Below are 24,188 nucleotides of genomic sequence, written 5' to 3' on the forward strand. Positions count from 1 at the left end.
CCCCGCCCTATATTGCGCCACAGGGTCAGGCTGCGACCCAATCAACCAATCAGGCCCGATGCTATGTTCCGATTTTTCGAAACACTGGTAGATCCCTATACGCCCTACGCCGACGAGGATACGCCCCCCAATCGACTCTGGCCGTTTTTGCGCGGCTATGCGCAACCCTTCAAACGGGTGTTCATCGCAGCCGCCTTTATGTCGATGGTGGTCGCTTCGATTGAATTGGGGCTGATCGTCTATTTGGGGCGCGTTGTTGATCTGCTATCAGTCAGTAGTCCCCCAGAACTCTTTGCAAATCACGGGCTCGAGCTTGGCTTAGTCGCGCTTTTTGTGGTGCTTGTCCGCCCTTTGATGCAGCTTTTGGATGTGGGGCTTTTGAACAATGCAATCCTGCCGAATTTTGGCACGCTGATCCGTTGGCGGGCACATCGGCATGTTTTGCGTCAATCGGTCGGATGGTTTGAAAATGATTTTGCGGGCCGTATCGCAGGGCGGATTATGCAAACCCCGCCCGCCGCAGGCGATGCGGTGTTTCAGATTTTTGACGCCATCACATTTTCCATCGCCTATTTCATCGGCGCGCTGATCCTACTGACCCAGTCAGACCCACGGCTTGCCGTGCCCTTGGTGATTTGGTGCGGGCTCTATGGGATGTTGGTGCGCTGGACAATCCGCAATGTCACCCCCGCCTCCAAGGCCAGTTCAGATGCGCGATCCATGACAACGGGACGGGTCGTTGACAGCTATACCAACATCCACTCGGTCAAGCTTTTCGCGCATACAACACGCGAACTGGACTATGCTCACGAGGCCATTGAGCACACCCGCCAAACATTCGCCCGCGAGATGCGGATATTCACGATAATGGACGTCACGCTATTGACCTTGAACGGACTTTTGATCGTGTCCGTTGTCGGTTGGTCGGTCTGGTTGTGGTATACGGGAACGGCGACTGTGGGCGTTGTGGCGGCGGCAACCGCCCTGACCTTACAGCTCAATGCAATGACGGGCTGGATCATGTGGGCTCTCTCAAGCCTATTCCGGGAATTGGGGGTGGTGATGGAGGGGATGGAGACCATTGCCCAACCGATCACATTACGTGACCGCCAGAACGCATCCGCCCTCAAATTCGAAAAAGGATTGATCGAATTTGACGCGGTCAGTCACCATTATGGGCGTGGCGCGGGTGGCTTAGATCGCCTCAGTTTAACCATCCAGCCCGGCGAAAAGGTCGGGCTGGTCGGGCGCTCTGGCGCTGGGAAATCAACCCTCGTGAAACTTTTGCTGCGATTTTATGATTGCGAAGGCGGCGTAATCCGCATTGATGGCCAAAATATTGCCGATGTGACCCAAGATAGCCTGCGCGCCACAATGGGCGTTGTGCAGCAAGACAGCAGCCTGTTGCACCGCTCCGTGCGCGACAACATCGCCTATGGCCGCCCCGATGCAAGTGATGCTGACATAATCCGCGCCGCAGAACGCGCCGAGGCCTTAGGGTTCATCCATGATCTTGAAGACCCAGAGGGCCGCACAGGGTTCGAGGCCCATGTTGGCGAACGCGGGGTGAAACTTTCGGGCGGGCAAAGACAGCGCATCGCGCTTGCGCGGGTGGTTCTGAAAGATGCGCCGATTTTGATTTTAGACGAGGCCACAAGCGCGCTTGATAGCGAGATTGAAGCGAGCATCCAAAACACGTTGAGCGACCTGATGGCAGGCAAAACCGTGATTGCGATTGCGCATAGACTGTCGACTATTGCGCAGATGGATCGCATCATCGTTTTAGATGAAGGCCACATCATCGAAGATGGCCCGCATGAGGTGCTTTTGGCAAAGGGCGGGCTCTATGCTTCGCTGTGGAACCGCCAATCGGGCGGCTTTCTTAATCCAGACGGAGGTTCCGCGTGAGCGAAGAAGCCCTCACAATCACCCGCCTCGGACATCGCGGCGATGGCATTGCACAGAACGCAGACGGAGGCCAAATCCTCGTCCCCCTCACCTTGCCAGACGAGGTGGTGCGCGGCGTGGTAAACGAAGGTCAATTGGACGGGGCCAAAATTGTGACCCCTTCCCCCGCGCGGGTAAAACCTGTCTGCGTGCATTATAAATCCTGTGGCGGGTGCAGCCTGCAACATGCCTCGGACACATTTGTCAGTGCGTGGAAGGCAGACCAAATTGCCATTGCGCTTGCCGCGCACGGGATCACAACCGATATCCGCGCAACCCTAACTTCGCCTGCGCACTCACGCAGGCGCGCCACCTTTGCCGCGCGGCGCACTAAATCGGGGGCGATGGTGGGATTTCATGCCCGAAAATCGGACGTCCTTGTGCCGATCGGCGAATGCCACCTTTTGCCCGATGAGATGGTGGCCACGCTGCCCGTATTGGCCGAGATCGCCCGTTTGGGGGGATCGCGCAGTGCGGTTTTGGGCTTTAGCCTAACCCAGTCCGACATCGGGCTTGACCTCCACGTGACGGGCGGCAAGCCCTTGGATCATGCGCTGCGGACTGCATTGCCAAAATTCCGCACCGAATTTCTGCGCCTGACATGGGGGGATGAGGTCGTCTTTATGGAAACCCCACCCTATCACCAAATGGGGCGCGCCCGCGTCACCCCACCCGCAGGTGCATTTTTGCAAGCCACCAAAGCGGGGGAAGCGGCGCTTTTGGCCGCTGCACGCAGCGCGATTTCGGGGGCTACACACATCATTGACCTTTTTGCGGGATGTGGAACCTTTACCTTTCCATTGGCCGAAACAGCGCCCGTGCACGCAGTCGAAGGCAGCGCCGATATGGTCAAGACCTTGCAAGACGCGGCCCGCTATGCGGACGGGCTAAAGCCCATTACCGCCGAAACCCGCGACCTGTTTCGCCGCCCCGTTTTAAGTGACGAATTCGCCAAATATGACGCGGTGGTCATCGACCCGCCCCGTGCAGGCGCACAGGCACAGGTGCATGAATTGGCGAGAACCGACATCCCCCAGATTGCATTTCTATCCTGCAACCCGATCAGTTTTGCCCGTGACGCTAAAACCCTCATTGACGCAGGTTATTGCCTTGAATGGGTGCAGCCCATCGACCAATTCCGCTGGTCGCCTCATATAGAACTTGCCGCCCGCTTTATCCGACCCCATATGGCGCGGTAACGCGCTCAAGGATGGCTGCTATGACCCGTGATTTTGCGACCACGCGACAGATACTTGCCGATTGGCTAGACCGCCCCCGCATCCGCCAATTCATCATCGGCGTGATCATTTTTAACGCCATTCTTTTGGGCCTTGAGACATCGCCCGAGGTTATGGGCACGGCGGGCACCATTATTCTGACATTGGACTGGATTTGCCTTGCGATTTTCGTGATCGAAATTGTGCTGAAACTGGTGGCCCATGGCGCGCGGTTTTTCCGCTCAGGATGGAACGTTTTTGATTTCTTGATCGTTGGGATCGCGCTGATGCCCGCCACCCACGGGCTGTCAGTTCTGCGCGCCTTGCGCATCTTGCGGGTTTTGCGGGTCATTTCAGCCGCGCCACGATTGCGCCGCGTGGTCGAGGGGTTTGTCACCGCCTTGCCAGGAATGGGCAGCGTGTTCTTGCTGATGGGGATCATCTTTTACATCGGTGCCGTGATGGCAACCAAACTGTTCGGGGCATCTTTCCCCGAATGGTTTGGCACGCTTGGCGCGTCTTTCTATTCCCTGTTCCAGATCATGACATTGGAAAGTTGGTCCATGGGCATCGTGCGCCCCGTGATGGATGTTTATCCTTATGCGTGGCTGTTCTTTGTGCCTTTCATCATGGTCACGACCTTTGCGGTGGTGAACCTGCTGGTTGGCCTGATCGTCAATTCCATGCAAGACGCGCATGCCGAAGAAAGCAACGCCGCCACAGATGCCTATCGCGATGAGGTGCTAGACCGGCTGCGCAAGATTGAGGAGCGCTTGGGGAAATAGGCGTTTAAGCCCGCTTTCCCAAAACATCTACACCCAAGGTCATGAGAACCTTGGTCACGATATCCTCGGCATTCATGCCTGCCACCGCATACATGTCGCGCGGGCTGGCTTGGTCGATGAAAATATCGGGCAGCACCATGGAGCGGTATTTGATCCCCCGATCAAACACGCCCGTTTCCGCCAGATGCTGCGCCACATGGCTGCCAAAGCCGCCAATCGCCCCTTCTTCGATGGTGATCAGCGCCTCGTGATGGCGGGCGAGTTGGTCGATCAAATCTGTATCCAAGGGTTTGGCAAAACGCGCGTCAGCAATCGTGGGCGTGATCCCTTTCTGGGCCAAAATCTCTGCAGCTTCGCGCACTTCTTTCAGGCGGGTGCCAAAGTTCAAGAGAGCCACGCGATTGCCGTCCGCGATCATCCGCCCCTTGCCGATTTCAAGCGCCTGACCGCGTGCAGGTAACTCGACCCCAACACCTTCGCCGCGCGGAAAGCGGAAGGCAGAGGGACGATCCCCAATCTCGAGGGCGGTGCGCACCATATGCACCAATTCCGCTTCATCGGCCGCCGCCATCACCACGAAATCTGGCAAATTTGCCAGATAGGCGATGTCAAAACTGCCCGCATGGGTGGCGCCATCGGCACCAACAAGCCCCGCGCGATCAATCGCAAAGCGCACAGGCAGACGTTGTATGGCCACGTCATGCACAACTTGATCATAGCCGCGTTGCAAGAAGGTCGAATAAAGCGCGCAGAAGGGTTTTAATCCACCTGCGGCCATACCCGCCGAAAAGGTCACCGCATGCTGTTCGGCAATGCCCACATCAAAACACCGCTCGGGAAAGCGTTCTGCAAATAGGTTCAGGCCTGTTCCGTCTGGCATCGCCGCCGTGACGGCCGTTACCAACGGATCCTCTGCAGCTTCGGCAATCAGCGCATCTGCAAAGACACGCGTATATGAGGGCGCGTTTGAGGGTGCTTTGTGTTGCTTGCCCGTGACCACATCGAAGCGCGCGGTGGCGTGGCCGCGATCTGGGCGGTCTTCGGCATAACCTTTGCCCTTCTTGGTAATCGCATGAATGAGCATCGGCCCATCCGCCCGCGCCTTGACGGTGCGCAAAACCGCAAGCAACTGATCCATATCATGCCCATCAATCGGGCCGATATAATCAAAGCCTAATTCTTCGAACAAGGTGCCGCCGACTGTCGCGGATTTCAGCAGTTCTTTCGCGCGGCGCGCCCCGTGTTGGAACGGCTCGGGCAAAAGCGATACTGCGCCCTTGGCGGCGGCTTTGAATTCCTGAAACGGCGCGCCTGCATAAAGGCGGGACAAATAAGCCGACATCGCACCTGTCGGCGGTGCAATCGACATTTCATTGTCGTTGAGGATCACAATCAACCGCTTTTTCAGATGGCCCGCATTGTTCAGGGCCTCATAGGCCATGCCTGCGGAAATCGAACCATCACCGATAATCGCAATCGCATCTCCCAAACCTGTCTCGCAGGCACCGCTTAAATCGCGCGCAACGGCAAAGCCGAGCGCCGCAGAAATAGAGGTTGAACTATGCGCAGCGCCAAATGGGTCATAGGGCGACTCGCTGCGTTTCGTGAAGCCTGACAAGCCACCCTTTTGGCGCAGACTGCGGATACGATCCCGCCGCCCTGTCAAAATCTTATGCGGATAACATTGGTGGCTGACATCCCAAATGATCTTGTCACGCGGGGCGTCAAATACGGCGTGAAGTGCCACGGTCAACTCAACCACACCCAGACCAGCCCCCAAATGCCCACCCGTCTCGGAGACAGCCGAAATCGTCTCAGCGCGCAATTCATGGGCCAAGCGGGTCAGATCATGATCAGAAAACCGCTGCAAATCGCGCGGCGTGGTCACTTGATCCAAAAGCGGTGTTTTAGGTCTATCTGTCATCGGCCCTCCAGTGGTCGCCATATAGCCATGACAGGGGCCAAGGGCAACGGATCACGCCTATCTGTCGCGGGCAATGATAAATCGGGCAAGGTCGCGCAGGCTTTGGGCTTTATCCGCGAATGGTGCGAGGGCCGTTTCCGCCTCAGCGACCAAGCGCGCGGCCTCGGCCTTGGCACCGTCTAGCCCCAGAAGCGTGACAAAGGTCGCTTTGCCCGCATCGGCATCTTTGCGCAGGGCCTTACCTGCCTTGCTGCTGTCACCCTCCACATCCAAAATGTCATCAGCAATCTGAAAGGCGAGGCCAATTGCACGGGCATATGCCCTCAACGGTGCGGGATCTTGGCCCGCTATGATCGCTGCGGCATGGGCGGGCCATTCCAACAGCGCACCCGTTTTATTGCTTTGCAATTCTGTGATTTGTTCAAGGGTCAAGGGGGACGCAGCGGTTTCTGCGGCAATGTCCTGCGCCTGACCTAAAACCATACCGCGCGCACCTGCGGCTTCAGCCAAGGTCGACACCAATTTGATCCGCACCTCCGCGGCCCCAAGATTAGGATCAGCCAAAAGCGCGAATGCAAAACTTTGCAGCGCATCCCCCGCGAGAACCGCAATCGCCTCGTTCCATTTCTTGTGAACAGTGGGTTGACCGCGGCGCAGGTCGTCATCGTCCATGCAAGGCAGATCATCGTGGATCAGACTATAGGCGTGGATGGCCTCAACCGCACCCGCCGCAGGAAGCGCGGAGGCCGCAGGAATGCCATATAGCGCCGATGCCTCAAGCACCAAAAACCCACGCAAACCCTTGCCACCCTGCAGCGCATAGCGCATCGCCGTAGCAACATCATCTGAGCCATATTGTGCAAGCGCCTCGGTCAAGAACGCAGCAATGACGCGGGACTGGGTGCTGAGGCGGGTTTGAAACTCAATAGGGGCCAAAGGCGCTCAAAGCCCCTCAACTGGGGTGCTGCCCGTTGGCGCGCCTGTGCCATCTAGGGTGATTTTGGAGACTTTTTCTTCGGCCTCTTTGAGCTTGGCCTCACAGCGTGCGCGCAGCGCAGCCCCCCGTTCATAGAGCGCGATGGATTGGTCAAGTGGCACATCCCCACGCTCAAGCTTGGCCACGACTTCCTCTAGGGCGCGCAAGGCGTCTTCAAAACTCATCTGCGCAAGGTCGTTGTCATCTGTCATTTCGAAGCTTCCATCAATTCTGTGACGTGGGCCGCAACACTGCGTCCCAGTGAGGGCAGATCATAACCGCCCTCTAGCGCCGAGACCACCCGCCCCGCGCATTGGGTTTCGGCAAATGCGCAAATTTCTCGCGTCAGCCATGCAAAATCCGTTTCATCCCAATTTAAGTTGGCCAATGGATCGGCCTGATGCGCGTCAAAACCTGCGGAAATCAGGATAAGGTCAGGCGCAAATTCAGCCAATCGCGGAAATACATCGCGAAGATAGGCCTGTTGCATCAAGGCCCCGTCTGAATTGGGTGGAAGGGGCACATTCAGGATATTACCCGCCACGCCACGTTCACCACGCGCCCCCGATCCTGGATAAAGCGGCATCTGGTGTGACGAGACAAACAAAGCGCGGGTTTCATCCCACAGCAAATCTTGCGTGCCGTTGCCGTGATGCACATCGAAATCTATCACGGCCACCCGCGCGGCCCCCGCCCGCTCGAGTGCATGTTTGGCCCCAATCGCCACTGACCCAAAGAGACAAAACCCCATGGCTGTTGCAGTTTCGGCGTGATGCCCAGGTGGCCGCGTGAGGACAAATGCGTTTTTGGCGCGGCCCTCCATCACGGCATCTGTTGCTGCAATCACACCCCCTACGCCCGAAAGCGCGGCCTGCCATGAGGCGGGCGACAGAAAGGTATCGCCATCAAGCGCAACTTGCCCTTGCGTGGGCAAAGCCGCTTTGAGTTGGTCAATATAGGCTTGGGGGTGGCACAATCGCAGATCTTCTTCCGTGGCCAATGGGGCCGCGTGGCGTTCAAGCCCCACGAAATCTAAGCTATCCAAATGGGCCTTTATGGCCGCAATGCGCGCCACCTGTTCGGGATGGCCCTCTGGCGTGAGATGATCTTGTGCAAATGGGTTTTCAAAAAGCCATGTCGCCATCAGTCAGGCACCAACATATAGCCCGCGCCGCGGACAGTTTGCAGATAACGGGGTTGTTTCGGGTCAGCTTCAATCTTGCGGCGTAGGCGGGTGATTTGCACATCAATCGCGCGCTCTTGCGCAGGGTCACCGCCTGCCGTCTTGTCACGGCCCAATTCTTCGACCAACTGCTGACGGGTCACAGAACTGTTCACATGGGTTGCAAAGATCCGCATCAATGCGGCCTCGGTTGCAGTCAGGCGCAAAGGCTGATCACCCTGCCACAACTCGCCACGATAAATGTCAAAGCGCATGGCCCCAAGATGCAGCAATTTGGGCAGGTTTTGGCTGGCTTCGGGTTGCGGCATACGGCGCAGGATCGCGCCGATACGCAATAGCAATTCCTTGGGCTCAAAGGGTTTTGGCAAATAATCATCTGCCCCCGCCTCAAAACCCGCAATACGATCTTGCGCCTCGCCCTTGGCCGTCAAAAGCAAGATTGGGCAATCCATCGTTTTGCGCAAATCTTGTGTCAGGGTAATGCCATCCTCACCCGGCATCATCACATCAAGCACAATCAAATCGAAATCCAACCCCTGCAACAGGCGGCGGGCTTGCGCAGCATCGCGTGCAACACTGGCCAGAAACCCGTTGCGGATCAGAAATTTCTGCAACAGCCCACGGATACGTTCATCATCATCCACGATCAGGATATGCGGGTTGGTGTCTGCCATTTTAGGTATCCAAACCTGCTTGGAAATGGCGCAGCATCTCAGGATCCATCATCTGCTCAAGGACAGCACGAAATCCTGCCACGGCCTCTGGCCCCGCATTGCGATAGGCAGCGCGCATGCGGTTGCGCTGCGCCTCTGACAATTCGCGTTCAAGCTTGGCACCTGTTTCGGTGAGATAAAGATGTCGTTCGCGCTTATCCTGCACCCCAACGCGGCTTTCGACCAAACCATCAGCGATCAGACTGCGCAGAACGCGATTGAGGGACTGCTTGGTCACGCCCAGAATATTCAGCAGGTTATTGACTGTCGTTCCAGGGGTGCGGTTGATGAAATGGATGGCACGATGATGGGCGCGACCATATTCGTAATTTTGCAAAATGCGATCAGGATCAGCGGTAAATCCCCGATAGGCAAAAAACATCGCCTCAATCCCGCGGCGCAGCTGCTCATCCGTCAAAAAGAGCAAGCTTTCGCCCGTGCCGATAGGGTTATTGACTGCACGCTCTACCATCTTCACCTCCCGCATCATTTTTGATCTTTGGCATCGGAACCAAGGAACACTTCACAGTTTATGTCAGCCTTGTTGACTTTCCAAGAATCAATTGTTACCGAATTGCCAGTTTTGCGAAATATTATGTCCGAAACGGCCGTATTTTGCACAACATTTGCAAACTGGCGCAGATATGCGCCCTGAAGGAAAGATGGGATTGGAAAGATGAGCGGCACCTACGATAACCGCGATGGGAAAATCTGGCTGGATGGGGCTTTGGTCGATTGGCGCGAGGCCAATGTGCATATTCTGACCCATGCGATGCATTATGCATCTTCCGTCTTTGAGGGCGAACGCGCCTATGGTGGCAAAATTTTCCTCAGCCGCGCCCATTCCGAACGGCTGCATTTTTCCGCAGGCCAATTGGACTTCGAAATTCCGTTTACTGTTGACCAAATTGAGGCTGCCAAGGCCGAGGTTCTTGCGGCCAATGGCCTGAGCGATGCCTATGTGCGCGCGGTTGCGTGGCGCGGCGCAGGTGAGGATATGGGTGTCTCCTCTCGCCGTAACCCCGTTCGTTTGGCCATCGCGGCATGGGGTTGGGGCAATTACTATGGGGATGCAAAAACCAAAGGCGCCAAACTTGATATCGCGCGGTGGAAACGCCCCTCGCCCGAAACGGCGCCAAGCCATGCCAAGGCCGCGGGCCTATATATGATCTGCACAATGTCCAAGCATGAGGCCGAAGCCAAAGGCTGCTCGGATGCAATGATGTTTGATTATCGCGGCTATGTCGCCGAGGCGACAGGCGCAAATATCTTCTTCGTCAAAGATGGCGAAGTGCATACGCCGAAGCCAGATTGCTTCCTCAATGGCCTAACCCGCCAGACCGTTATCGGTATGTTGAACGATCGCCAAATCAAGGTGCATGAGCGTCATATCATGCCCGAAGAATTGGAAGGGTTTGAACAATGCTGGCTGACGGGCACCGCCGCAGAAGTCACCCCAGTGGGTCAGATTGGCAGCTATAATTTCGAGGTTGGCGCCCTGACGCGGGACATATCGGACGCCTACGAAAAACTGGTTCGCGCCTAAGCGACACCGCGCATCACGGCCCGCAAGATCAGCTGACCTTGCGGGCCTTTTTGTGATCTCCCTTGCATTTCTTAGAATTCATGCCACCATCAGTTTATGGTGATGCATACTCAATCCTTTGGCGCTTCCCATATTCCCGAAAAGGTCGCCTTTGATCGTGGCGAGTTATCGGCGATCCTGTCGATTTATGGCCGCATGGTCGCCGCAGGTGAATGGCGCGATTATGGAATGTCGCTGCTCAGTGATGTTGCGATTTTCTCAGTTTTCCGCCGCACCGCCGAACACCCCATTTATCGGATTGAAAAGCGCCCCAAATTGGCAGGCAAGCAGGGAATGTATTCCGTGATTGGGATGGACGGGCGCATTCTCAAGCGCGGGCATGATCTGCGCAATGTGCTGCGGGTGTTAGAGCGCAAATTGATCCGCGCCGTAGACGATTAATACCCCGTCATTCTATCAAGACATGCTTGCGCGCGGTAATCTCGCCACCGCCAGAATTGCGAATGCGCGCCTCGGCATGGGCAAGCGGCTCATAGGCCACCGCCATGTGATGGGCATTTGCGTGCAACAGCATCTCTTCATCGGCCATGATCCCGACATGGCCCTTCCAAAACACCAAATCCCCGCGGCGCAGCGGTGCATCCTCGGGCAAAAGCGCGCCGAGCGCTGCCTCTTGTTGGTCACTGTCCCGTGGGCAGTCTTGACCACAGGCGCGTAAGGCCAATTGGATCAGGCCAGAGCAATCAATGCCCCATCGGCTGCTGCCGCCCCAAAGATAGGGGGTTCCAAGAAATAGATCAGCCACGCCCACCGTATCCGAAAACCGCGCTGTTAAGGGGCGCAGGTGGGATTTTGGAACATGATGCCCCGTCTGGATGCGGTGAAAGCTTTCGCCCTCTTTCGCAGGCTCAACCACATTCACACGTGCGCCGAAAAAGATCGACACATCGGGCGGCGATTTTATATCGGGGCGCGGATAGAGATGGGTTGCAGGGGCGGTGACCCAATGGGTGACGGGCGTTTCTGCCGCAAGGGCCTGCGATAAAATATAACCGACTTGGCCGTCCCGCTCGGCTTGACCAAAAACTTGCCCATCGCGCGTTTCAAGCGCCAAAAACCGCTCGCCAAACAACAATTGGCTCGCCCGCGTACCCTTTGGTTCGGTCATGATATTGGCCAACGGTTGCTGCACCGTCATCCATGTGCCATCCAAGAATTCATCCGCCATAACCTGACCTTGCAGCGCCCGAAGCGCCACCCGTCCATTGCTTGCCATGATCCGTGGATCGCTTGCCATGTCTTAAACCCCTTCAGACAGCACCGCGTATAGCGCACGAATGCCCTGACCCAAACCCCCTTTTGGGCGCGCAGGTGCATCGCTTTGCTGCCAAGCAAAAATATCGAAGTGACAATAGCGCGCGGCGCCTTGGGTGAAGCGGCGCAAAAACAAGGCCGCCGTAATCGACCCCGCCATGCCCCCAGAGGGCGCGTTATCCAGATCGGCAATGCCCGGTTCAATCATAGCCTCATAAGGGGCGTGAAAGGGCATACGCCAAACAGGGTCGAACTGATCAGGGCTTTTGGCAGTAATCTGCGCGGCAAGACCCTCATCATCAGTGTAAAATGGCGCAAGATCTGGCCCCACTGCGACCCGCGCAGCCCCAGTTAATGTTGCCATAGAAATCATAAGATCGGGGCTACCTTCGGCCCCAAGCGCCAAGGCGTCAGCCAAGACCAACCGCCCCTCGGCATCAGTGTTGTTGATCTCGACCGTCATGCCGTTGCGGGCGGTCAAAATATCACTGGGGCGAAAGGCTGAACCATCAACGGCATTTTCAACTGCAGGGATCAAGACCCGCAACCGCAGCTTTAGACCCGCATCCATGATCATCTGAGCAAGGCCCAAAACATTGGCAGCCCCCCCCATATCCTTTTTCATCGTGCCCATGGATGATCCAGGTTTCAGGTTCAAACCGCCTGTGTCAAAACACACGCCCTTGCCCACCAAGGTGATTTGCGGCCCGTCTTCGCCCCAAGTCATATCAATCAAACGAGGCGCGCGGGGACTGGCCCGACCGACCGCATGGATCATCGGGAAATTCTGCGCCAATAGATCTTCCCCAAGGATCACGGAAATCTTGGCGTTATAGCGCGCCGCCAAATCGCGGGTGGCCCCCTCCAATTCTTCGGGACCCATGTCTTGCGCAGGGGTGTTGACCAGATCACGCACCATGGCCTCGGCTTCAGCGAGCCGTTCGAAATGCGGGGCATCTATGCCCGCAAGCGCCACCAAGGCCGCCTCGCGACCCGATTTTTTACGATAGCGGTCAAACCGATATCCCGCCAGTAAATACCCCAGTGCAATTTCTTCGCGAAGGTTTTGCGGGTGGCCCTCCAATGAGGCTGAGGCCACCTCGTACAGACCTTTTGGCAAATCAGAAATTGCGGCACCTGCAGCGAACCGCTTCCTGATCCGATCAGCGGACGTTCCTACCCCCAACAAAACAGCGGCAATTCCACCCACCTCATTGGGCAGAAGACAGGTTTTGCCCAATGCCCCGCTAAAGCCATGGGTTATGACCCATTGCCGTGAGGCAGCGTCCAACTCGGCCAAAGCCGCATCAACCCTATCGGTGCTGATCACATGAACGGGGATTGCGTCCGTATCAGGAAATTCATCTGGGCGGGCAAATCGCAGCGCGTGGGACATTCCGTCATTCCTTTGAGGTCAGGGCAATATCGCTGCACCGCAAAGTAACAACACCATCCCGCGCCGCAAGGGCGATCACACACTCATATCCTCAATATCGTAAATCGCATAAACTGATCGCTCACCCACACGGCGCAAACGGGCCAAGGTTGCGCCGATTGCGGCCATATCTTGGCGCGCCATCACGATATGAACATCGCGCGCCACCCGCGCCAAGGTCGCCATACCGATCTTGCTGGCAGAGTCGGCAATCTCAGCAACAATCTTTTTCCGTTCAAGCGTGCTGTCGACACAGTCAATCTGCGCGAGCGCGATCATGATGCGCTCTAGCCCCACAGCCACTTCATATTCTGCTTGCGTCTCGCCAATATCGCGGCAAAGCCGCTCTAACCTGTCGGGATCAAACCGCGCAGGTTCTTCAAAACGCAAGACGGTCACCACATCCGTCATTTTCCCATCCCACCATGCGCTGCATGTGGTCACAGGGTGATATTTGGGGGTGAAGAAAAGGTTGATTTGAGGCAGGAATGAAAAGACAGTTTATAGAAAAATATCAGAGATTGTGATCAAGTGCTCTGAGGGGACGTTATGGATGCACCGCATTAAATCACTGCCAAGTTATTTGCTTGAACGCTATCAGGATTGGAAAGTGAAAACCTTTCCTGAGAACCGTGATTGGTTTCGCAAATTGGCAACCGAAGGGCAGAATCCAAAGGCCATGGTCATAGCCTGCTGCGACAGCCGCGTTGCTGTGACATCCGTGTTTGGACAACGCACAGGCGAATTATTCATTCACCGCAACATTGCCAATCTGGTGCCCCCTTTTACCCCTGACGGGCAGCATCACGGCACCGCCGCCGCGGTCGAGTTCGCAATCAAGAACCTTAAAATCGAGCATCTCATCATCATGGGCCATTCCAATTGCGGCGGCGTGCGGGGGTGTATTGACATGTGCCAGGGCCGCGCCCCCGATTTGGAAAAGAAAGAGAGCTTTGTGGGCCGTTGGTTGGATGTTTTGCGGCCAGGATTTGAGAGGGTCAAAGATATCACCCCCCCTGAGGTTCAACAAACCATGCTTGAGAAAGAGGGGATACAAGTCTCGCTTGAAAACCTGATGAGCTATCCCGTGGTGGCCGAGGCTGTAGGTTCAAGAAACCTGACCTTGCATGGGATTTGGGCCGATATCGCGGATATGGATATCGAAAGCTATGACGGCACATTGCGCCATTTTGTCAAAGTCTAAACTTTACCACTTGGCCCCGCTTCGTTAGGCAACGCTGAGCAAAATCTGGAGGTGTTCATGGACTCGATCCTGTCGCTCGCGGCGCAGAACCTGATCTCGCCCATCATCTTGTTTTTCGTCTTAGGATTTGCAGCTGCTTTTGCGCGCTCTGACCTCAGCGTGCCCGAGGCCGTGGCGAAAGGGATGTCGCTCTATTTGCTCTTTGCCATTGGCTTCAAAGGCGGGGCCAGCGTGGCCGCGCATGGCATTGACCAAACGCTGATCTTCTCAATTTTGGCTGGGGTGGTTCTGTCATTTGTTCTGCCTTTCATAGCCTTCGCTTTGCTGCGCGTGATGACGGGGCTAGCGGCCATTGATGCCGCCGCAGTGGCGGCACATTACGGCTCGATCTCGATCGTGACCTTTGTCGCGGCAAGTTCAGTGCTGCAAACCGCAGGTTTGATGAGCGAAGGCTATATGGTCGCGGTCGCCGCCGCGATGGAGGCCCCTGCAATCTTAGCCGCCCTGTGGCTTGTGGCACGGGCGGATGCAAAAGCGGGTCAAGGCGATGGTATGGATGCGGGTCTGCTGCGGGAAATCCTGCTGAATGGGTCTATTGTTTTGCTCATCGGATCCTTCATTATTGGCGGGATCACAGGCCAAGAGGGCTTGGACAAAATTGCCTCTTTCATCGTATCCCCCTTCCAAGGGGTGCTGTGCCTTTTCCTTTTGGATATGGGCCTTGTGGCGGGGCGCGGCCTGCGGGATGCGCGGCATTTGCTGAAGCCAGGGCTTTTTGCCTTTGGCGTGCTGATGCCCTTAATCGGCAGTTGCCTTGGCCTCGGAGCCGGGTTGCTTTTGGGTCTGTCGACAGGCGGCGTGATGTTGATGATGACGCTCTCCGCCTCGGCCTCTTATATCGCGGTGCCTGCTGCAATGCGCGTGGCCCTGCCTGAGGCCAATCCGTCAATCTATCTCACCCTGTCACTTGGGATTACGTTCCCGTTCAATTTGACATTGGGCATACCAATTTATCTGGTATTGGCGCGCGCCGCCACGGGAGGCTAAGGCAATGGAAACGCATAAGGCAAAACGGGTTGAGATCACAATTGAAGCGGTCATGGAAACCCGCCTCACGGATGCATTGGTCAAGGCGGGGGTGACAGGCTTCACCATCTTGCCCGTGTTGGGCGGGTCGGGCCGTTCAGGACAATGGAGCCGCGAGGGTCAGGTCAGCCGCGCAGGCGGAATGATCAACGTGGTCTGCATCATTCGCCCAGAAAAGCTAGAGGCGCTACTCAAAGCGGCATTCGCGGTGGTGGAACGGCATATCGGCGTGGTCAGCGTGACTGACTGCGAAGTCCTCCGCGCCGAACGATTTTAAGAAAAAGGGGGGCCAATGGCCCCCCGTTATATTTGTTGCGCAACGCCATGCGTCAGCCTTTTTTCAGAACCCGATTGCCCAAGGTTTCTGCAATCTGAACCGCATTCAACGCAGCACCTTTGCGCAGGTTGTCACTGACGCACCAAATATTCAGACCATTCTCAATCGTGCTGTCCTGACGGATTCGGCTTATAAAGGTGGCATAATCGCCGACACATTCCACGGGCGTTACATAACCGCCCGTCTCACGCTTATCGACCACCATCACACCTGGGGCCTCGCGCAGGATGTCACGGGCTTCTTCCTCGTCTAGGAAATCTTCAAACTCGATATTGATCGCCTCGGAATGGCCCACAAAGACAGGCACACGCACGCAGGTTGCAGTCACCTTAACCGAAGGATCGAGGATTTTCTTGGTCTCAGCGACCATTTTCCACTCTTCCTTGGTAGACCCATCTTCCATGAACACATCAATATGCGGGATCACGTTGAAGGCAATCTGCTTGGGGTAAACGCTCGGGGCAACTTCCTGACCTGGAACGAACATTCCCTTGGTCTGGTTCCACAGCTCATCCATCGCATCTTTGCCTGTGCCCGACACAGACTGATAGGTCGACACCACAACACGCTTGATCCGCGCGCGGTCATGAAGCGGCTTCAATGCAACAACCATCTGGGCGGTGGAGCAATTGGGGTTCGCGATAATGTTCTTCTTCGCGTAGCCCTCAACCGCCTCAGGGTTCACCTCAGGGACAACCAAAGGCACATCAGGATCATAGCGATAGAGCGAGGAATTATCGATCACGATACAACCTTGCGATGCCGCAATCGGTGCATAGGTTTTTGTGGCTTCAGACCCAACCGCGAAAAATGCGATATCCCAGCCTGTGAAATCGAATGTATCGAGATCCTTGGTCTTTAGGGTCTTGTCACCAAAGCTGCATTCTGTGCCAAGCGATTTACGCGAGGCAAGCACGGCGATCTCGTCAACGGGGAATTGACGCTCGTCTAGAATGTTGAGCATTTCGCGGCCCACATTGCCCGTGGCGCCGACAACGACAACTTTGTAACCCATGTTCCATATCCTTCAGGCTTACGACTGCGCATGCCCTTAAATCATGTGCGACCAAAGCGAAAGGGGCACTTGGCGCGCAATCTGGTCGCGCTTAGTCAAGGCGATCTTCGCTAAAGAGGTAAATTGCGCATCCGATCAGAACGGCAAGCCCAAAAACCCCAAACAAGGCCCCATAGGCGGCAGGCAAGGCCATCGTGCCTGACAGCGCGGTGAAGAAAGGGGCTGAGGCGAATTGCATCACACCCACCCCACCGATGCCAAATAAATTCATTAAGGTCACACCACGCCCAACCAAATGCGGGGGAAAGAAGCTACGTCCATGGGCAACAAGGGCGGGGAAGGACGCCCCGAATAACCCCAAGGCCGCAATCAGAACGGTGGCTGTCAAAATACTGCTTTCGGGCACAGCCCACACCGCCAAACAGGCGAAGGCCCCTAACAGGTTCCCAATCAAGATAACCCATTTGCGCGTGCCAAAAAACCGATCCAGCGGGCCATAGGCAAAACTGCCCACCACCATCGCAACCCCCATGATCAGGCTCACCGTGCCGATCTGAGCAACAGTTAGGCCAAAGACATCCTCCATATAAGGCCCAACCCACAGGCCACGCACTCCCGCTGACGGGGCATAGCCCACAAACATCAACGGGAAGATAAGCCAAAGCGCAGGAATGCGCAGCAGATCCATCAAGCTGCCTTTTTGATCCCCTTCTGGTTTTGCGGGGTCTTTGATCAAAAGGAACAAAGCCAGCGCAACAAGACCTGTCACAAGCGCCAAGCTCCAAACGGTTTCGCGCCACCCCACGGCCTCAACCGCCCAAGCCATGGGTGTTGCAGCTGCCAAGTTGCCCATTGATCCGATGCCAATCGTCACACCTGCGAGCGTGGCAAAGATGGCCGCAGAATAAACCCGCGCAAAGATGTAATAGGTTGCCATCAAAACGGGCGAACAGCCCAATCCGATCAACCCCATTGCAATTTGCACATCGCGCACATCCGCCGCAGTCGCAAACAGCGCAGCACCCCCCGCACCGCCAACAAGCAGCAACACCGATGCGGTCAGGCGCGGCCCAATGCGGTCAAGTGCGATACCCACAGGAATTTGCATCGCGGCAAAAACGGCGAACCACACGCCCGAAGCTGTCGCCAAGCTTTGCGGCGTAGCCCCGATATCCAATGCCAAAACAGGGGCCATGACGGCCAAAAATGCACGATAAAACTGGCTCAGCACATAGGCGAGCACAAGAAAAGCAATGCCCGCTTTCATGGCTGGCTGTCCTCCTCATCCCTCAGGCAAACTGATGCCGTAGCACCAAGGCAAGGGCAAGCCAGAAGTTAAATCTGATAATTTTTGTCGGAATTTATTTGACCCGCTGCGTGAATCGTGATCAAAAGCGGCATCCCGACTAAAACTGTCGGAAATAACTCGAACAGGAGCTTTAGGATGACCCGACCCCTCTCCCTGCTGCTTGGCAGCGTCGTTTTTCTAACCACCCTGACCGCGGCGCAGGCGCAGGAATTGAACCTGTATTCTTCGCGCCATTACGACACGGATGAGCGGCTATATTCTGATTTTACCGCTGCAACAGGCATCACCATCAACCGCATCGAAGGCAATGCAGATGAGCTGATCGCGCGGATGCAGGCCGAGGGCGCCAATAGCCCTGCAGATGTGTTTTTGACTGTTGACACAGTGCGCTTGGCGCGGGCTGCCGAAATGGGACTGTTGCAGCCCGTGGAAAGCGATGTGCTAGAAGCCCGCATTCCTTCTTATCTTCAAGATGACAGCAACCAATGGTTCGCATTCTCGCAGCGCGCACGGATTTTGTTCTATGACAAAACCGATGTCGCCAACCCGCCCCAAACCTATCAGGATTTGGCCAAGCCCGAATATGCAGGCCAGATCTGCATCCGCTCTGCCACGAATGTCTATACACAGAACTTCACAGCAGCCTTGATCGCACATTTGGGTGTCGATGCTGTGCAGGACTGGGCCAACGCCGTGGTTGGAAATTTCGCCCGCGCGCCACAAGGCGGCGACACGGATCAGCTGCGCGGCATTGCCTCTGGTGAATGTGATATTGCGATGTCGAACACCTACTACTTCGCCCGCATCCTGCGTCAAGGGGATGACCAAATCACCCCCGAGCAACTGGCCAATATCGGATGGGTCTTTCCAAACCAGAACGATATCGGCGCGCATATGAACGTGTCTGGCGGTGGGGTCGCGGCCCATGCCCCGAACCGCGAGAACGCGATTGCCTTTCTGGAATATCTGACCTCGGATCAGGCGCAACAGTATTTCTCAGCGGGCAATGATGAATACCCTGCCGTTCCAGGTGTTGGCCTCGCCCCATCGGTCGCGGCACTGGGCATCTTCCGCCCTGATGCGATTGATCTGTCGGATATTGCCGAAAATGTCGGCGCAGCGGTTGAGGTTCTGAACACCGCAGGTTGGGAATAGGTTCGCGCAACAGGCCACGAACCACCAAACACCTCACGAGCGCCCTATCAAGGGGCGCTCGTTTGCTTTTGGGGCGCTGAGGCGTGTTATGCCCTGACCCCACATTGCCCACCTATGGGCGCGGGGTATGAACAACCCGTTCACCTATCTTCTCGGCTCAGGCTCCAACATAAGATGGCCACTGGGATCAAACCAACGGCGCCAATGATCAGACTGGGAACTGCGGCCTCAGCCAGTCGTTCATCCGCTGCCAATCGGTGCGCTTGCACGGCGAGCGTATCATAGTTGAAAGGGCGCAGGATTAAGGTGGCGGGCAGCTCCTTCATCACATCCACGAAAACAATCAGCAGCGCGGTCAAGATCGAAGGCTGCAAGATCGGCACATGGATCCGCCGCAACATAGGTGCAGGCCCATGCCCCAATGTGCGCGCGACCGCGTCCATATTCGGGTTCAGGGTGGCCATGCCCGCCTCATAGGTGTTCAGCGCCACCGCCATGAAACGCACCATATAGGCCATGATCATCAGCCAGATCGACCCGCTGATCAAAAGGCCCGTATCAATGCCGAAATTCGTCTCCATGAAGTGGTCAAGCGCATTGTCAAAGGCCGCAAAGGGAAACAGCAGACCCACCGCAATCACACCACCGGGCACAGCATACCCAATGCCCGCAACCCTAAGGGCCGTCTTTGACATCGGCGTGGGCCGCAAGCGCGCACGAAATCCAAGCGCAATGGCCGCCCCGACAGTCAGCAAGGCCGCAATCGCGGCAAGTGTCAAAGAGTGCCGCAAGAAGCCCAAATAGCGTTCTGTGAAAAGGATATGCGCTTGATCAGCCGCAAGCGTGATCAAGATCCACACGGGCAAAACAAAGCCAAAGAGAACGGGCAAACCGCAGAATAAAATAGCCCCCAAAGCAGCGCGGCCATTGAGGCTGACAGGCTCCATCACCTCAAATCTACGGCCCGCGTCATGATGACGGGAATTGCGGCGCTGTCGGCGTTCGAACGTGGCAAGGGTCAAGGCCACAACCAACAGACACAGGGCAAGCTGCGCCGCCGCCGCGCGGTCAAACAAGCCAAACCAACTGACATAGATGCCCGTGGCAAAGGTCTGAACACCGAAATAGGCGGTGGTTCCGTAATCAGCCAAGGTTTCCATCAAAGCAAGCAGCACACCCCCTGCAATCGCCGGGCGAGCAACAGGCAGACTGACGCGCCAGAATGCGCCCCATGGCCCCTGCCCCAACGTGCGCGCCGCGATATAAGCGGTGGCGCTTTGGCGCAGAAACGCTGCGCGCGCCAGAAGATAAACATAAGGATAAAGCACCAAGACCAACATTGCTGCCGCACCACCAAGGGATCTGATTTCAGGGAACCAATAATCGCGAGGGCCCCATCCCATAAAGGCGCGCAAGGTGGACTGCACGAGTCCTGGATGATCAAGCAAATCCGTATAGGCATAAGCCAGAACATAGGCTGGGAAGGCCAAAGGCAGGGCGAGGGCAATTTCCAACACCCGCCGCCCAAAAAACCGCGTCATGGTGACAAGCCATGCGGCACCCGTCCCAATTACAGCCGTTCCTAGCCCTACGATCACACTGAGTTGCAAGGTCGCCCCGACATAGCGGGGCAGAACGCTTTGGCTAAGACTAACAATTGTGTCGAAACCACCCGAAAGCGCGGCAATCGCCACAGCAATCATCGGCAGAAGGCATAATGCGACCACAAGCTTGCCCAAAAGGCCAAACCAATGATCCCCCGTGATGCGCATTTTCTCAGTCATGAGAGAGGGCTTATGTGATTTTCAGACCTGAGGGAAGACATCCGATTAAAACAGTCGGAAATATGCACCGCTAGTCTGTTTCTTCCTTGCCGCGCAAAATTGCCGTCATCCGCGGCACGCTTGGTGCCCCAATGCGGCCATGGGTGCGCAAGACAGGCTTTTGGCTATCCGCAGGACGGCTATCTTCGCGCAGCACGATATAAACACCTGACGCGATGATAACGGCTGCACCGATTACTGTGGCTTGATCCACCCCTTCGCCGAAAAACATTGTGCCAAAAAACACGGCCCAAAGGATCTGCGAATATTGCATGGGCGCAACGATCACCGCATCCGCCATGCGATATGCCAAAATCACAAGCCACATCGCAAGCAAGGCCAAAATTGCGACCAACGCCATCAACGCCATATCCAACAGCGGCATCGGCTCGTAGACAAAAGGCAGAAGCGCGCCCATGACGATAAAATTGGCCATCATCGGATAAAGCATCAGGGTCACGGAGCGTTCCTCAGACCCGATCTTGCGCAAAATCACAGAGACTAAGGCGCCGCCAAATGCCGCCGCCAACGCCGATAAATGCCCAAGGTTCAAATCCGCCGCCCCTGGTCGGAGCACAATCAAAACACCGACAAGCCCCAGAACCACCGCGCTTGCGCGCCGAATGCCAATGCGTTCGCCCAACATAGGGATGGCCAGCAATGTGATCAGAACTGGCATCGCAAAAATGATCGCATAGGTCTGGGTCAAGGGCAGGGTTGAGAATGCGTAAAATGCAGTCGCCCCCGTAAACACCACCGCAATTGACCGCAATGCTGTCCAGAACGGGTATTTGGGCCGCAATGTTTCTGGCTTGGGCTCTCCCATCAGCAACAACATGGTCACGGGAAAGCCAAACAAAACCGAGAAGAACACGATCTGAAAGACCGAATAGCTTGCGCCGAGATATTTGATCACCACATCGTGGGTGGCGTAAATTCCGAATGCCGCCAATGCGATCAATGCGCCTTTGATATTGGTGCTCTTGCGATCTTTGGACATGACATTTCCTTGGCTTATTCCTCAATCAAGGCATCGGCACAGCCGCTTGCCAAGATTGAATATGCGAGATGGCGATATTCCTGCCCCCGATGCTGCAGCTTTGCATCGGGTGGCGTATCTGCACAAAAACACCCGCTCAACCTTGAGGTCAAGCGGGTGCAAATCAGAACAGGGCCGAAACTTACAAAGACGCGTCTAGCGCTTTAACAATGGCATCGCCCATCTGAGCGGTCGAAACAGGTGATCCGCCTTCTGGCCCCATCAAATCGGCTGTGCGCAGGCCATCGGCCAAAACGGCCTCAACCGCTTTTTCCAAACGGGTCGCCTCATCCCCTTGATCAAAGCTATAGCGCAGCGCCATCGCAAAGCTAAGAATGCACGCAATCGGGTTTGCTTTGCCTTGGCCAGCAATATCAGGTGCAGAGCCGTGAACGGGCTCATACAATGCTTTGGGGCGGCCATTGGCCATCGGTGCGCCCAGACTTGCCGAAGGCAGCATGCCCAAAGACCCTGTCAACATTGCTGCCAAATCCGACAGCAGATCACCAAAGAGGTTATCCGTCACGATCACATCAAACTGCTTTGGCCAACGGGTCAGCTGCATTGCGCCTGCGTCAGCATACATGTGCGACAATTCCACATCAGAATATTCAGCAGCATGCACTTCGGTCACAACCTGACGCCACAACACGCCCGATTCCATAACATTGGCCTTCTCCATTGAGCAGACCTTGTTGTTGCGGCGGCGCGCCAGTTCGAAGGCCGACCGCGCCACGCGGGCGATTTCGCTCTCGGTGTAACGCTGGGTGTTCACGCCAACGCGCTCATTGCCTTCTTTATGGATGCCGCGTGGCTCACCGAAATAAACGCCGCTGGTCAGTTCACGGATAATCATGATGTCGAGGCCGCCGACCACATCCGCCTTCAACGAAGAAAAATCCGCGAGGGCATCAAAACACTGCGCAGGGCGCAGGTTCGCATAGAGATCCATCTCCTTGCGCAGGCGCAGCAGGCCGCGCTCAGGCTTTACGCTGAAATCGAGATTGTCATATTTCGGGCCGCCGACCGCGCCAAGCAACACGGCATCAACGCTTTGCGCTTTTTCCATCGTCTCATCGGTCAAAGGCGTGCCATGCGCATCATAGGCGCAACCGCCCACCAGATCTTCGGTGACATCAAAGGTCAGGCCACGCTTTGCGCCATACCAGTCGATGATTTTGCGCACCTCGGTCATAACCTCGGGGCCGATCCCGTCACCGGGAAGAATGAGAAGCGATGGGTTGCTCATGGAACTAATCCGTCTTGAAAATCCTGATTGCACACGCCCTATCCTTTGGCTGCGTCAGGGTCAAGAAAGGGCCAGTCTTTCATCAGGTGTCAGCGCCGCGATGATCCTCTTTTGATAGCTGCGGATCATGTAGCGCAACCGCAGCAGGGCCATTGCCCTGATCAACAGGCACATTGGCAAAAAGGCCCATAGGGTCACAACCCAAATCGCGCCTTGCCCATCATAGGCAAGGGTGCTGCCTGTCTGCGAAAACACAGCCCCCAAGACAGGCGGCAATATCAGCGGCAGGCCTAAGCCCCATATGATATTTCTGCGCGCATCACATTTTAAACGATGGGTCACATCGCTGCCCACTGTCGGGTCGAACATGGGCAGGTTCACCCACATATTGATCGACATTCCCCGTCCGGGCCATTTGCTAAAACGTATGAACAGGGCGAATAAGAACAATGTGCCAAGGGCGATGGTCAGGGCCAAAGCGGCCATGACCCTGACGTGATCCATGGCCTGCACGGATAGGGGCGCTGCCCCAAACAAGCGTTGCAACAAATAGTCAGGGCTAAGGTGCGAAAGCCCGCTGTCAAGCAGCACGCCACCCCAATGGTGCGCTCTATTGGCCATTGCACTGACTGCCCCCTCTGGCCCGTTGAACTGCTGCAAATGCACAGGGTCAGCTGAAACAAGGCTCAGCAAGAATAACATCGAAAACAGGGCCAAAATGCGCAGACGATTATAGGGGGGCGCATCGCGAAACTCGATGATAGCGGGATGACGGGCGCTGTATTCAAACACCACAAAGAGGGCCGCAATCAATCCAAACAGCATAAGGCCTTCCACATCCCCGCGGGATGTATCGCCAAGGACAAGCGATGGTGTCGCAATAACAAAAAACACCAATACTGCCCTAAGCACAGCGCCAAAAAGCTGTGAA

24 protein-coding genes are annotated in these 24,188 nt (G+C 56.1%); 9 read left to right on the top strand and 15 right to left on the bottom strand.

Going from position 1 to position 24,188, the window contains the following annotated elements:
* Nucleotides 1–63: 63 nt before the first annotated feature.
* The 3 genes from AAC620_RS06720 to AAC620_RS06730 are packed head-to-tail and all read left to right on the top strand — an operon-like array spanning nt 64 to nt 3,949.
* Nucleotides 64–1,908 carry an ABC transporter ATP-binding protein gene (locus tag AAC620_RS06720; RefSeq protein ID WP_340243727.1) on the top strand — a complete coding sequence of 615 codons (1,845 nt, stop codon included), beginning with the start codon at nt 64–66 and terminating at the stop codon, nt 1,906–1,908.
* Nucleotides 1,905–3,146, top strand: coding sequence for a class I SAM-dependent RNA methyltransferase (locus AAC620_RS06725; protein ID WP_340243729.1), 1,242 nt, complete (start codon nt 1,905–1,907; stop codon nt 3,144–3,146). The genes AAC620_RS06720 and AAC620_RS06725 overlap by 4 nt, the downstream gene beginning before the upstream one ends.
* Nucleotides 3,147–3,166: 20 nt before the next feature.
* Entirely contained in the window at nt 3,167–3,949 is a 783-nt protein-coding gene (locus AAC620_RS06730) for an ion transporter (RefSeq protein ID WP_340243730.1), read from the top strand.
* Between the two features lie 4 nt (nt 3,950–3,953).
* Here AAC620_RS06730 and dxs read toward each other — a convergent pair whose 3' ends face one another.
* Genes dxs through AAC620_RS06760 form a run of 6 tightly spaced genes read right to left on the bottom strand, consistent with a single transcriptional unit; the run spans nt 3,954 to nt 9,217 of the window.
* Nucleotides 3,954–5,873, bottom strand: a complete 1,920-nt coding sequence (gene dxs, locus AAC620_RS06735) for a 1-deoxy-D-xylulose-5-phosphate synthase (RefSeq protein ID WP_340243731.1) — start codon at nt 5,871–5,873, stop codon at nt 3,954–3,956.
* A gap of 57 nt (nt 5,874–5,930) precedes the next feature.
* Nucleotides 5,931–6,800 carry a polyprenyl synthetase family protein gene (locus AAC620_RS06740; protein ID WP_445322456.1) on the bottom strand — a complete coding sequence of 290 codons (870 nt, stop codon included), beginning with the start codon at nt 6,798–6,800 and terminating at the stop codon, nt 5,931–5,933.
* A 15-nt stretch (nt 6,801–6,815) separates the two neighbouring features.
* Entirely contained in the window at nt 6,816–7,061 is a 246-nt protein-coding gene (locus tag AAC620_RS06745; RefSeq protein ID WP_317657251.1) for an exodeoxyribonuclease VII small subunit, read from the bottom strand.
* Entirely contained in the window at nt 7,058–7,993 is a 936-nt protein-coding gene (locus AAC620_RS06750; RefSeq protein WP_340243733.1) for a histone deacetylase family protein, read from the bottom strand. Before AAC620_RS06750 ends, AAC620_RS06745 begins: the two co-directional genes overlap by 4 nt.
* Entirely contained in the window at nt 7,993–8,706 is a 714-nt protein-coding gene (locus tag AAC620_RS06755) for a response regulator (protein WP_340243735.1), read from the bottom strand. Before AAC620_RS06755 ends, AAC620_RS06750 begins: the two co-directional genes overlap by 1 nt.
* 1 nt (nt 8,707) lies before the next feature.
* On the bottom strand, nt 8,708–9,217 hold the full coding sequence (locus tag AAC620_RS06760; protein WP_340243736.1) for a MarR family winged helix-turn-helix transcriptional regulator: 510 nt from the start codon (nt 9,215–9,217) through the stop codon (nt 8,708–8,710).
* 204 nt (nt 9,218–9,421) lie between these two features.
* Here AAC620_RS06760 and AAC620_RS06765 point away from each other — a divergent pair, with 204 nt between their 5' ends.
* Entirely contained in the window at nt 9,422–10,291 is an 870-nt protein-coding gene (locus tag AAC620_RS06765) for a branched-chain amino acid aminotransferase (RefSeq protein ID WP_340243737.1), read from the top strand.
* A 96-nt stretch (nt 10,292–10,387) separates the two neighbouring features.
* Nucleotides 10,388–10,732: a DUF2794 domain-containing protein gene (locus AAC620_RS06770; protein WP_340243739.1), complete on the top strand. Its 345-nt coding sequence runs from the start codon at nt 10,388–10,390 to the stop codon at nt 10,730–10,732.
* Between the two features lie 7 nt (nt 10,733–10,739).
* Here AAC620_RS06770 and AAC620_RS06775 read toward each other — a convergent pair whose 3' ends face one another.
* The 3 genes from AAC620_RS06775 to AAC620_RS06785 all read right to left on the bottom strand — a co-directional run bounded on the left by AAC620_RS06775 (nt 10,740) and on the right by AAC620_RS06785 (nt 13,451).
* The gene (locus AAC620_RS06775) at nt 10,740–11,588 is read right to left on the bottom strand and encodes a C40 family peptidase (RefSeq protein WP_340243740.1); all 849 of its coding nucleotides are present in this window, start codon (nt 11,586–11,588) and stop codon (nt 10,740–10,742) included.
* Between the two features lie 3 nt (nt 11,589–11,591).
* Nucleotides 11,592–13,001: a leucyl aminopeptidase family protein gene (locus AAC620_RS06780; protein WP_340243742.1), complete on the bottom strand. Its 1,410-nt coding sequence runs from the start codon at nt 12,999–13,001 to the stop codon at nt 11,592–11,594.
* Between the two features lie 75 nt (nt 13,002–13,076).
* The gene (locus tag AAC620_RS06785; RefSeq protein WP_317657243.1) at nt 13,077–13,451 is read right to left on the bottom strand and encodes a hypothetical protein; all 375 of its coding nucleotides are present in this window, start codon (nt 13,449–13,451) and stop codon (nt 13,077–13,079) included.
* Between the two features lie 142 nt (nt 13,452–13,593).
* On the opposite strand from AAC620_RS06785, the gene AAC620_RS06790 reads away from it, so the two are divergent.
* The 3 genes from AAC620_RS06790 to AAC620_RS06800 are packed head-to-tail and all read left to right on the top strand — an operon-like array spanning nt 13,594 to nt 15,607.
* Nucleotides 13,594–14,244: a carbonic anhydrase gene (locus AAC620_RS06790; protein WP_340243744.1), complete on the top strand. Its 651-nt coding sequence runs from the start codon at nt 13,594–13,596 to the stop codon at nt 14,242–14,244.
* A 57-nt stretch (nt 14,245–14,301) separates the two neighbouring features.
* Nucleotides 14,302–15,291, top strand: coding sequence for a sodium-dependent bicarbonate transport family permease (locus AAC620_RS06795; protein WP_340243746.1), 990 nt, complete (start codon nt 14,302–14,304; stop codon nt 15,289–15,291).
* Nucleotides 15,292–15,295: 4 nt separating this feature from the next.
* Complete coding sequence (locus tag AAC620_RS06800) at nt 15,296–15,607, top strand: P-II family nitrogen regulator (RefSeq protein ID WP_317657240.1); 312 nt, start codon at nt 15,296–15,298, stop codon at nt 15,605–15,607.
* Between the two features lie 52 nt (nt 15,608–15,659).
* Here the strand turns inward: AAC620_RS06800 and AAC620_RS06805 are convergent, their stop codons facing one another.
* Nucleotides 15,660–16,682 (bottom strand): aspartate-semialdehyde dehydrogenase, encoded by a 1,023-nt coding sequence (locus tag AAC620_RS06805; RefSeq protein ID WP_340243748.1) that lies wholly within the window; start codon nt 16,680–16,682, stop codon nt 15,660–15,662.
* Between the two features lie 91 nt (nt 16,683–16,773).
* A complete protein-coding gene (locus AAC620_RS06810) occupies nt 16,774–17,949 on the bottom strand; it encodes an MFS transporter (protein WP_340243750.1) in 1,176 nt (391 codons plus the stop codon).
* Between the two features lie 177 nt (nt 17,950–18,126).
* Between AAC620_RS06810 and AAC620_RS06815 the strand changes: the two genes are divergently transcribed.
* Nucleotides 18,127–19,146 carry an extracellular solute-binding protein gene (locus AAC620_RS06815; RefSeq protein ID WP_340243752.1) on the top strand — a complete coding sequence of 340 codons (1,020 nt, stop codon included), beginning with the start codon at nt 18,127–18,129 and terminating at the stop codon, nt 19,144–19,146.
* Nucleotides 19,147–19,286: 140 nt separating this feature from the next.
* On the opposite strand, the gene AAC620_RS06820 is transcribed toward AAC620_RS06815, so the two are convergent.
* The 4 genes from AAC620_RS06820 to AAC620_RS06835 form a co-directional block, all read right to left on the bottom strand.
* Entirely contained in the window at nt 19,287–20,930 is a 1,644-nt protein-coding gene (locus tag AAC620_RS06820; protein WP_445322451.1) for an ABC transporter permease, read from the bottom strand.
* 70 nt (nt 20,931–21,000) lie between these two features.
* Complete coding sequence (locus AAC620_RS06825) at nt 21,001–21,969, bottom strand: DMT family transporter (RefSeq protein ID WP_340243753.1); 969 nt, start codon at nt 21,967–21,969, stop codon at nt 21,001–21,003.
* Nucleotides 21,970–22,150: 181 nt separating this feature from the next.
* Nucleotides 22,151–23,257, bottom strand: coding sequence for a 3-isopropylmalate dehydrogenase (gene leuB / locus AAC620_RS06830; protein WP_340243754.1), 1,107 nt, complete (start codon nt 23,255–23,257; stop codon nt 22,151–22,153).
* A gap of 60 nt (nt 23,258–23,317) precedes the next feature.
* Nucleotides 23,318–24,169 carry a hypothetical protein gene (locus AAC620_RS06835; protein ID WP_340243755.1) on the bottom strand — a complete coding sequence of 284 codons (852 nt, stop codon included), beginning with the start codon at nt 24,167–24,169 and terminating at the stop codon, nt 23,318–23,320.
* Nucleotides 24,170–24,188: the final 19 nt, after the last annotated feature.

It is taken from the genome of Roseobacter sp. HKCCA2468 (genome assembly GCF_037805105.1).
In the GTDB taxonomy this organism is placed as follows: Bacteria; Pseudomonadota; Alphaproteobacteria; order Rhodobacterales; family Rhodobacteraceae; genus M30B80.

Excerpts from the sequence above, each read along its gene's own strand:
- AAC620_RS06770 (WP_340243739.1), top strand. The coding sequence starts at position 10,388 with ATGGTGATGCATACTCAATCCTTTGGCGCTTCCCATATTCCCGAAAAG.
- AAC620_RS06780 (WP_340243742.1), bottom strand. The coding sequence starts at position 13,001 with ATGTCCCACGCGCTGCGATTTGCCCGCCCAGATGAATTTCCTGATACG.
- AAC620_RS06800 (WP_317657240.1), top strand. The coding sequence starts at position 15,296 with ATGGAAACGCATAAGGCAAAACGGGTTGAGATCACAATTGAAGCGGTC.
- AAC620_RS06795 (WP_340243746.1), top strand. The coding sequence starts at position 14,302 with ATGGACTCGATCCTGTCGCTCGCGGCGCAGAACCTGATCTCGCCCATC.
- AAC620_RS06810 (WP_340243750.1), bottom strand. The coding sequence starts at position 17,949 with ATGAAAGCGGGCATTGCTTTTCTTGTGCTCGCCTATGTGCTGAGCCAG.
- AAC620_RS06815 (WP_340243752.1), top strand. The coding sequence starts at position 18,127 with ATGACCCGACCCCTCTCCCTGCTGCTTGGCAGCGTCGTTTTTCTAACC.
- AAC620_RS06805 (WP_340243748.1), bottom strand. The coding sequence starts at position 16,682 with ATGGGTTACAAAGTTGTCGTTGTCGGCGCCACGGGCAATGTGGGCCGC.
- AAC620_RS06730 (WP_340243730.1), top strand. The coding sequence starts at position 3,167 with ATGACCCGTGATTTTGCGACCACGCGACAGATACTTGCCGATTGGCTA.
- AAC620_RS06785 (WP_317657243.1), bottom strand. The coding sequence starts at position 13,451 with ATGACGGATGTGGTGACCGTCTTGCGTTTTGAAGAACCTGCGCGGTTT.
- leuB (WP_340243754.1), bottom strand. The coding sequence starts at position 23,257 with ATGAGCAACCCATCGCTTCTCATTCTTCCCGGTGACGGGATCGGCCCC.
- AAC620_RS06755 (WP_340243735.1), bottom strand. The coding sequence starts at position 8,706 with ATGGCAGACACCAACCCGCATATCCTGATCGTGGATGATGATGAACGT.
- AAC620_RS06750 (WP_340243733.1), bottom strand. The coding sequence starts at position 7,993 with ATGGCGACATGGCTTTTTGAAAACCCATTTGCACAAGATCATCTCACG.
- AAC620_RS06820 (WP_445322451.1), bottom strand. The coding sequence starts at position 20,930 with ATGACTGAGAAAATGCGCATCACGGGGGATCATTGGTTTGGCCTTTTG.
- AAC620_RS06765 (WP_340243737.1), top strand. The coding sequence starts at position 9,422 with ATGAGCGGCACCTACGATAACCGCGATGGGAAAATCTGGCTGGATGGG.
- AAC620_RS06775 (WP_340243740.1), bottom strand. The coding sequence starts at position 11,588 with ATGGCAAGCGATCCACGGATCATGGCAAGCAATGGACGGGTGGCGCTT.
- AAC620_RS06760 (WP_340243736.1), bottom strand. The coding sequence starts at position 9,217 with ATGGTAGAGCGTGCAGTCAATAACCCTATCGGCACGGGCGAAAGCTTG.
- dxs (WP_340243731.1), bottom strand. The coding sequence starts at position 5,873 with ATGACAGATAGACCTAAAACACCGCTTTTGGATCAAGTGACCACGCCG.
- AAC620_RS06720 (WP_340243727.1), top strand. The coding sequence starts at position 64 with ATGTTCCGATTTTTCGAAACACTGGTAGATCCCTATACGCCCTACGCC.
- AAC620_RS06745 (WP_317657251.1), bottom strand. The coding sequence starts at position 7,061 with ATGACAGATGACAACGACCTTGCGCAGATGAGTTTTGAAGACGCCTTG.
- AAC620_RS06790 (WP_340243744.1), top strand. The coding sequence starts at position 13,594 with ATGCACCGCATTAAATCACTGCCAAGTTATTTGCTTGAACGCTATCAG.
- AAC620_RS06825 (WP_340243753.1), bottom strand. The coding sequence starts at position 21,969 with ATGTCCAAAGATCGCAAGAGCACCAATATCAAAGGCGCATTGATCGCA.